The sequence below is a fragment of the Salinisphaera hydrothermalis C41B8 genome (assembly GCF_000732535.1).
Lineage (GTDB): Bacteria > Pseudomonadota > Gammaproteobacteria > Nevskiales > Salinisphaeraceae > Salinisphaera > Salinisphaera hydrothermalis.
On sequence record NZ_APNK01000029.1, the window covers coordinates 37,451 to 44,589 of the forward strand.

At 65.3% G+C, this 7,139-nt stretch carries 5 protein-coding genes; 2 read left to right on the forward strand and 3 right to left on the reverse strand.

The window, feature by feature from the left end:
- Positions 1-20: 20 nt before the first annotated feature.
- Together C41B8_RS14965 and C41B8_RS14970 are read right to left on the reverse strand one after the other, a co-directional pair.
- A complete protein-coding gene (locus tag C41B8_RS14965; RefSeq protein WP_037339976.1) occupies positions 21-1,973 on the reverse strand; it encodes a non-ribosomal peptide synthetase in 1,953 nt (650 codons plus the stop codon).
- Positions 1,974-2,010: 37 nt separating this feature from the next.
- Positions 2,011-3,336 carry a cytochrome P450 gene (locus tag C41B8_RS14970; RefSeq protein WP_198025229.1) on the reverse strand — a complete coding sequence of 442 codons (1,326 nt, stop codon included), beginning with the start codon at positions 3,334-3,336 and terminating at the stop codon, positions 2,011-2,013.
- Positions 3,337-3,416: 80 nt separating this feature from the next.
- Here C41B8_RS14970 and C41B8_RS19790 point away from each other — a divergent pair, with 80 nt between their 5' ends.
- Positions 3,417-4,043 (forward strand): 4'-phosphopantetheinyl transferase family protein, encoded by a 627-nt coding sequence (locus C41B8_RS19790; protein WP_156962556.1) that lies wholly within the window; start codon positions 3,417-3,419, stop codon positions 4,041-4,043.
- Here C41B8_RS19790 and C41B8_RS14980 read toward each other — a convergent pair.
- Entirely contained in the window at positions 4,021-4,548 is a 528-nt protein-coding gene (locus tag C41B8_RS14980) for an NUDIX hydrolase (protein ID WP_037339945.1), read from the reverse strand. The genes C41B8_RS19790 and C41B8_RS14980 overlap by 23 nt on opposite strands.
- A 195-nt stretch (positions 4,549-4,743) precedes the next feature.
- On the opposite strand from C41B8_RS14980, the gene purD reads away from it, so the two are divergent.
- On the forward strand, positions 4,744-6,054 hold the full coding sequence (gene purD / locus C41B8_RS14985) for a phosphoribosylamine--glycine ligase (protein WP_037339979.1): 1,311 nt from the start codon (positions 4,744-4,746) through the stop codon (positions 6,052-6,054).
- Positions 6,055-7,139 lie beyond the last annotated feature (1,085 nt).

Here is a 7,139-nt window from a genome sequence, read left to right on the forward strand (position 1 = left end):
CCCGCCCGCCGCCATGGGCCTCAGGCAGCCGTTTCGCTCTCCAGGAAAGCGGCCAGATCGTTGATCGTCGGGTAGTCGAATAGATCGTTGATTTCGATGGTGTCCGGCCAGCGGGCTTCGATGCCTTCGTGGATCTGGGCTAGTTCCAGCGACGACAGGCCGATCTCGAACAGATCGTCGTCCACGCCGATTTTCTTGTCCGGGGCGACCTCGTCGCAGATCGCCTTGAGTTCATCGGCGATTCCGGCGTTGGTTGTGGCGGTCGGGGCTGCGTCGGCCGGGCGCATCAGCGCGGCCAACTCGGCGATCACGTCGTCGAACGCGCCGGCAGCGTAATCGCGGGCCAGGGCGGCGCGCTGCAGCTTGCCACTGGTGGTCTTGGGAATCTGGCGCACCGGCACGACGTGATCCACCGCCAGCCCTGTGCCCTGGTTCACACGATGCGCGACATCGCGCGCGATGGGCACGAAATCCTCGGTATGGCCGCGAAAGACGACGAAGAACACCAGTTCGTCGGCATCGGCGCCGGGCGCGCGCACGCCGGCGGCCGCGATCTTGTTCAGATCCACGCCCTCGGCGGCCTGGGCCACGGCCTCCAGGTCCTGCGGATAATGATTGGCGCCGTTGATGAAGATGATGTCCTTCGCGCGCCCGGCAATGAACAGATCGCCGTCGTGGACAAAGCCGAGGTCGCCGGTGTCCAGCCAGCCGTCGCCGACCTGCGCGGCCGCGTTGGCGTCGTCGTTGGCGTAGTAGCCGGCGGTGACGTTGGGCCCCTTGATCCAGACTCGGCCGACCGTGTCCTCGCCCAGCGCCTGGCCGTCGCCGTCGGCGATGCGCAGATCGGCACCGGCCACCGGCGAACCCAGGTCGACCAGTTCGATGGCGTTATCCGAATCGTCGAATCGGACCGGATCGCCGATGCCCAGTTCGCCGCGGGCGACGCGGATGGTCGACAGACCCGCGCCGGCGGGCGGGAAGGTCGCGGCCAGACTGGCCTCGGCCAGGCCGTAGACACAGAACATGACGTTCGGCGACAGGCCGACCGGCGCCAGGGTTTCCAGGAATTCACGTGCCAGCGGCGCGGCGATCGGCTCGGCGCCGTTGTAGATCAGGCGCACGCGCGACAGATCGATGTCCGGCAGGCCCTTGGCGCCGATCGCGCGCAGCGTGTGGCGATAGCCGAAGTTGGGCGAACACAGCAGCGTCGCGTTCTTTTCAGCCGCCTTGTCCAGCCACAGCATCGGGCGCCGGGCGAACAGATCGGTGGCCATCAGGTGATGGTTGAAGGCGTGGGTGAGCAGCGTCAGATGGAAGCCGATCAGCCCCATGTCGTGGGTCAGCGGCATCCACGACAACGCGATTTCGTGCGCGCCGAACCGCGAGCCTTCCGTGATGGCCGCGATGTTGGCCAACACGTTGGCATGCGTGAGCACCACGCCTTTCGGGTCGCCCGTCGAGCCGGAGGAAAACTGGATGAAAGCGGTCTGATCGGGCGTGATCGCGGCGCGCTCGGCGGCCTGCTCCACGGCCGGCGGCTCGTCCGATAGCGCGTTTTCGGCCAGGCGTTCGCCGGCGGCGGCTTCGTTGCTGTGCTCGAAATAGCCGAGGATGCGTTCCATGTGGCGTGCGTCGGTGACCACGCGCGGCTCGCCCATATGCGCCCAGACTTTCGCCAGCTTGGCCAGATGCGCGTCGGTCGCGCCCGCAGCGACCGGCACCGGCGTCAGGCCGCCGTAGATCGCGGCCCAGTAGAACTGCAGGAAGCGCAGGTTGTCCGGGATGTAGAGCAACAGGGCATCGCCCGGTTGCGCGCCCTCGGCCTGCAGTACCGCCAGCATGCGCAGCGCGGCGCGCTTGAGCAGCCGATAGCTCAGGCGGCGCTCGTCGTTGGCGCCGTCGATGAAGCCGATCTCGCCGTCGGTCTCGGCCGCGGCGTCGAGCGCGTCGGCCAGCGTGTTGAACGAAGTCATAACGTTGGTCATTCGCGTCGCGGGAGCGACGATTGGGTTAGCGGGCGGTCAATTGTAAATAAATTCCGTCCGCCGGCCTTAGATTGATGGCCGATTCGATCGCTGGTTCGCCCTTGCCGAGCCAGGTGGGCGTGAAGCGACGCAGGAGTATCGCCAGATGCAGGCGCATCTCGGTGGCCGCCAGATGTTCGCCCACGCAATGCCGCGGGCCGGCCGCGAACGGCATATAGGCCAGACGATGGCCGGGCTCGTTGGTGTGCGTGAAGCGGTCCGGATCGAAGCGCTCGGGCTGGTGCCAGTAGCCGGCATGACGCTGGAGGAGATAGGGGCTGATGAAAACCTGGGTGCCGGCGGCGATCGTATGCTCGCCCAGGGGCTGGTCGACGAGCGCGCGGCGCGACAATAGCCAGCCCGGCGGGTACAGCCGCAGTACTTCGGCGATCACGCGATCGGTATAAGCCAGCGTTTCACGGTCGTTGCCGCCGCTGGCGCGCAGCGTGGCCTCGTCGAGCGCGTCGACCTCGGCCTGGATCGTCGCGCAAACGTCGGGATGGGCCGCGATCAGATACCAGGCGAAGGCCAGCGCGCTGGCCGTGGTTTCGTGCCCGGCGACGATCAATGTCATCACCTCGTCAATCAGCGCCGCCCGGCTCATGGGTTGGTCATCGCGGTCGCGCGCAGTCAGGAGGTGGCCGAGGAAATCGAAGGCACGCTCGCCGTTATCGGCCAGCCGGCGTTCGATGATGTCGCCCACGGTCTTTTTCAGGCGATGGAAACGGGCCGCGAAGCGCAGATTGCGCTCGGGTTCTTCGGTGAGCAGCGCGAACGGGTTCTCGCCGTCGGCCACCAGGCGATCGTAGTCGGCGCCGAAGATGGATTTGAGCACGATCACCAGCGTCAGCTCGCTGGTGCCGGCTTCGGCCTCCACCGGTGCGCCGTCTGCCGCGGGCTGCGCCCAGCGCTCGGCGAGCGCGCGATTCTCTTCGAAGATCATGGCGTTGAAATCGGCCAGGCTGCGCGGCCGGAACGCCGGCTGCATCATGCGCCGCTGGCGGGCCCAGAAATCGCCTTCGCTGACCATGATGCCGTTGCCAAGCAGAATCTTGACCCGATCCAGGCCCATGCCCTTGGTATAACCCTGGGCGCGGCGTACGAGTATCTGCTGGGCCAGGGCCGGGTCGTTGACCACCCAGTGCGCCGGGCCGCGATCGGACGGGACGGCAAACAGATCCCCATAGTCGCGCTGCCAGGCCAGGAGCTGGTGGCGCGTGGCATCGTTGGGCGCGATCTCGAAAGGCGCCGCCGGGCCGGGCAGCGTACGCACCGTGGCATGATTTCCGGATCGTCCGGCGGGCTCAGGCATCGAAGTCATGCCGGGCGTGGCGGTCTTGCACGGTCGCGATAACCACAACAAAACATCGGAATGGCGTTAAAGAATCGTTTATGCTTGTAGTGTACATCGTTCTCGACGAAGCGCGCGAGGCGCTTTTTGCCGAACGCCCGGCGGCATGGGCGCCGGCGGCGTATCGCGCGCGTCTGGACGCCATGCGCAGCCGCGAAGCGCGGGCACGGACGATGGCCGGTCTATGGCTGCTGGAACAAGGGCTGGGGATGCTCGGGCATGCGCCGGATCATCTTGACGGCCTGGGCTTCGCCGCTGGCGGCCGGCCGCGATTCGCCGAAGGGCCCGGGTTCAGCATTTCGCACAGCGGGCAGCTGGTCGCTTGTGCGCTGGATGAAGCCGATGTGGTGGGGCTCGATGTGGAACAGCGTCGCGAGGGGATTTCGCCGCGACTGCAGCAATGGGTGGCCGCCGACGGCGATTTCTTCGACCGCTGGTGCGCCCGCGAGGCCACCGTGAAGGCCAGCGGGCACGTCGGCCTGGCCCGTATCCGTGCGGTTGTGGTCGACGACGCGATCGCCCGCCTGGACGATCGCGACTGGCATCTGACGTGGTTGTCGCTGGTGCCGGGCTATGCCGCCTGCGTGGCCGGCCCGCGTCAATCGCAGCCGGCAGCGATCGAGACGACAAACTGTGAGGCCCTGATTAACCGCGCTCGCGTCGAATGAAGTACAACCCGGTGTAGATCTTGGGGTCGACCGGCAGGCCCTCGGCCTCGCGGGCGGCCAGCCAGGCATCGACATCGTTCAGGGCGATCGCGTGCACCGTGATGTCCTCGCTGTCATCGCCGCCGCCGTCGCCGACGCGTTCCAGCTCGTAGGCGCGATAGAACCACAGGGTTTCGCCGGAAAGCCCGGCGCTCGGCGGCCCGCCGGTCATGTATTCGAGCCGGGCCGGCCGGAATCCGGTTTCCTCTTCGAGTTCGCGGGCGGCAGCCACGGCCAGAGCCTCGTCCTCCTCGCCCGCGATATCGCCGACCAGGCCGGCGGGCAGTTCCAATACCGGGCCGTTCAGCGCCGGGCGTGGCTGCTCGACCATGAGCAGTTCATCGTCTGGCGTGACGGCGACGATCACCACCGCGCCGCGGGCGTTGACTCGTTCGACAAATTCCCAGGTATCAACGCATTGCAGGCGCAAATAATCGCCTTCGTAGAGAGTATGATGATCGGCCATTGCGCGCTTCAAATGTAATCGGACGCGCTAGTTTAGAGCTTGTGCGAGACTGCGGCGAGCGTTGCGCTGGGCAGCTTTGCCGTATGTTCTGCTCCGCACGTAGCGCGCTGCCTTTGCTAAGCTTGCGCCGCGCCGGCGCGCCCGATGGAGCGGGCGGTCGCGGTTCCGATAGCAATCCTCTGGGCCCAACGCATCATGAGCAACGCACGACATCGTATTCTCATCGTCGGCGGCGGTGGCCGCGAGCACGCGCTGGCGTGGAAACTGGCCGCATCGCCGCGGGTCGATCATGTGTATGTGGCGCCCGGCAATGCGGGGACGGCCACCATGGCCGATGTCAGCAATGTCGCCATCGGGGTCGACGAGCTCGATGCGCTGCGCGATTTTGCGCTCGATAACGCCGTGAGCCTGACCGTGGTCGGGCCCGAGGCGCCGCTGGCCATCGGCATCGTCGATGTATTCGAAGCCGCTGGTCTGGCTTGTTTCGGGCCCAAACAGGCCGCGGCCGAACTCGAGGCCAGCAAGGCATTCTCGAAGGATTTTCTGGCGCGCCATGCGATCCCGACCGCGGAATACGCCACGTTTGCCGATTATGACGCCGCAGCGGCTTATATCGAGTCACGCGGCGCGCCGATCGTGATCAAGGCCGACGGTCTGGCGGCCGGCAAGGGCGTCACACTCGCGCATACCGTCGACGAGGCGCTGGCGTCGGCGCGCGACATGCTCGAGGACAATGCCTTCGGCGATGCCGGCGCGCGTATCGTGGTCGAGGAATTTCTGGTGGGTGAGGAGGCCAGCTTCATCGCCATGGTCGACGGCGAGCATATCCTGCCGCTGGCCAGCTCCCAGGACCACAAGGCCGCCTACGACGGCGATACCGGCCCGAATACCGGCGGCATGGGCGCCTATTCGCCGGCCCCGGTGGTTACCGACGATATCGCTCAGCGGGTGATGAACGAAGTCATGCGCCCGACCGTGGCCGGGCTGGCCGACGACGGTCGGCCGTTCTCCGGCTTTCTGTACGCCGGGCTGATGATCGACGAGCACGGCGCGCCGCGGGTGCTGGAATTCAACGTCCGCATGGGCGATCCGGAGACCCAGCCGATCATGATGCGGCTGGAATCGGACCTGGTGGATCTGCTTGAAGCCGCCATCGCCGGGCGGCTGGACACCGTCGAGGCGCGCTGGCGCGAGGACGTCGCGCTTGGCGTGGTCATGGCAGCGGGCGGCTATCCGGGCGCGTATGCCAAGGGCGACGTGATCGAAGGGCTCGACCGTGCCGTGGCCGAAGATGTCGAAGTCTTCCACGCCGGTACCGCGCTCGATGACGAGGGCCGGGTGGTGACCAGTGGCGGGCGCGTGTTGTGTGTTTGTGCACTCGGGCGCGACGTGTCCGAGGCCCAGGAAAAAGCCTATCGCGGCGTCGCCGGCATTCAATGGCCGAACGTCAGCTATCGCCGGGATATCGGTCATCGCGCCATCAATCGGGACAACCCCGCTCGCTAAACCTTCGGCCGCCTCGCGGTGTCGTGTGGCTTTATCTCTTCGGTCCTCATGACGACACGCCCTAAAGCATTTATCCGCAGATGACGCGGATTGCACAGATGGCGGTTAGCCGTTGCAGGCGCGAGTTCGATCGGGGCGCGAACGGCTGTACAGGCTTCGTTTCTTAAGACGCTTATCCGCAGATCGACGCAGATCCAAGCAGATGGCGGTTAATCGCTGGAGGTGTGAGTGCGATCGGGGCGCGAACTGTTGTGGACGCTTCGCTTCCCAACGAATCCTGCGAATTAGAGCTTTGTCCGACCCGGTCGCCGGTTAGTGCCCAGAATCCGCTACGCCACGAAAGCACAACCGCATCGGCGTGAATCGGTGCTGATCTGCGGACAGGTGTTTTGCCGAACGAAGCCCGAAAAGCATGATGGCGCCCCGCGTCGTCTAGGTCGAAATATCGGTCCGCTATTCGCGTCATTCGTGTTCATTGGCGGACTGGATTCGTAGCAGCAGTAGGTCGGATTAGCGCGTAGCGCGTAATCCGACGCTCAATCCGCGGGTTTGAAGGCTCGGCTGTCGGATTACGGTGCAAGCACCTAATCCGACCTACGCAACTTAAAGCATTCATCCGCAGATGACGCGGATTGCGCAGATGGCGGTTAGCCGTCACAGGCGCGCGTTCGAGCGGGGCGCGAATGGCTGTATGGGCTTCGTTCCTGATCGGCTCCGCCGACTCGCAAGCTTCATTCGACGCCGCCGCTGGTTAGCGCCTCGAGTCCGCTATGCCGCGAAAGCACAACCGCATCTGTTTGAATTTGTGTTGATCTGCGGACAGATTTTTTTGCCCAGCAGCAGTAGGTCGGATTAGCGCGTAGCGCGTAATCCGACGCTCAACCCGCGGGTTTGAAGGCTCGGCTGTCGGATTACGGTGCAAGCACCTAATCCGACCTACGCAACTGTATGGGCTTCGTTCCTTAAGACATTTATCCGCAGATAGACGCAGATTGCGCCGATGGCGGTTAGTCACCGGGGCACTAGGTGTGTAAACCCACCACATTGTTCACGTTGAGCCGCAGTCGGCTGATCGGTGGTTGATG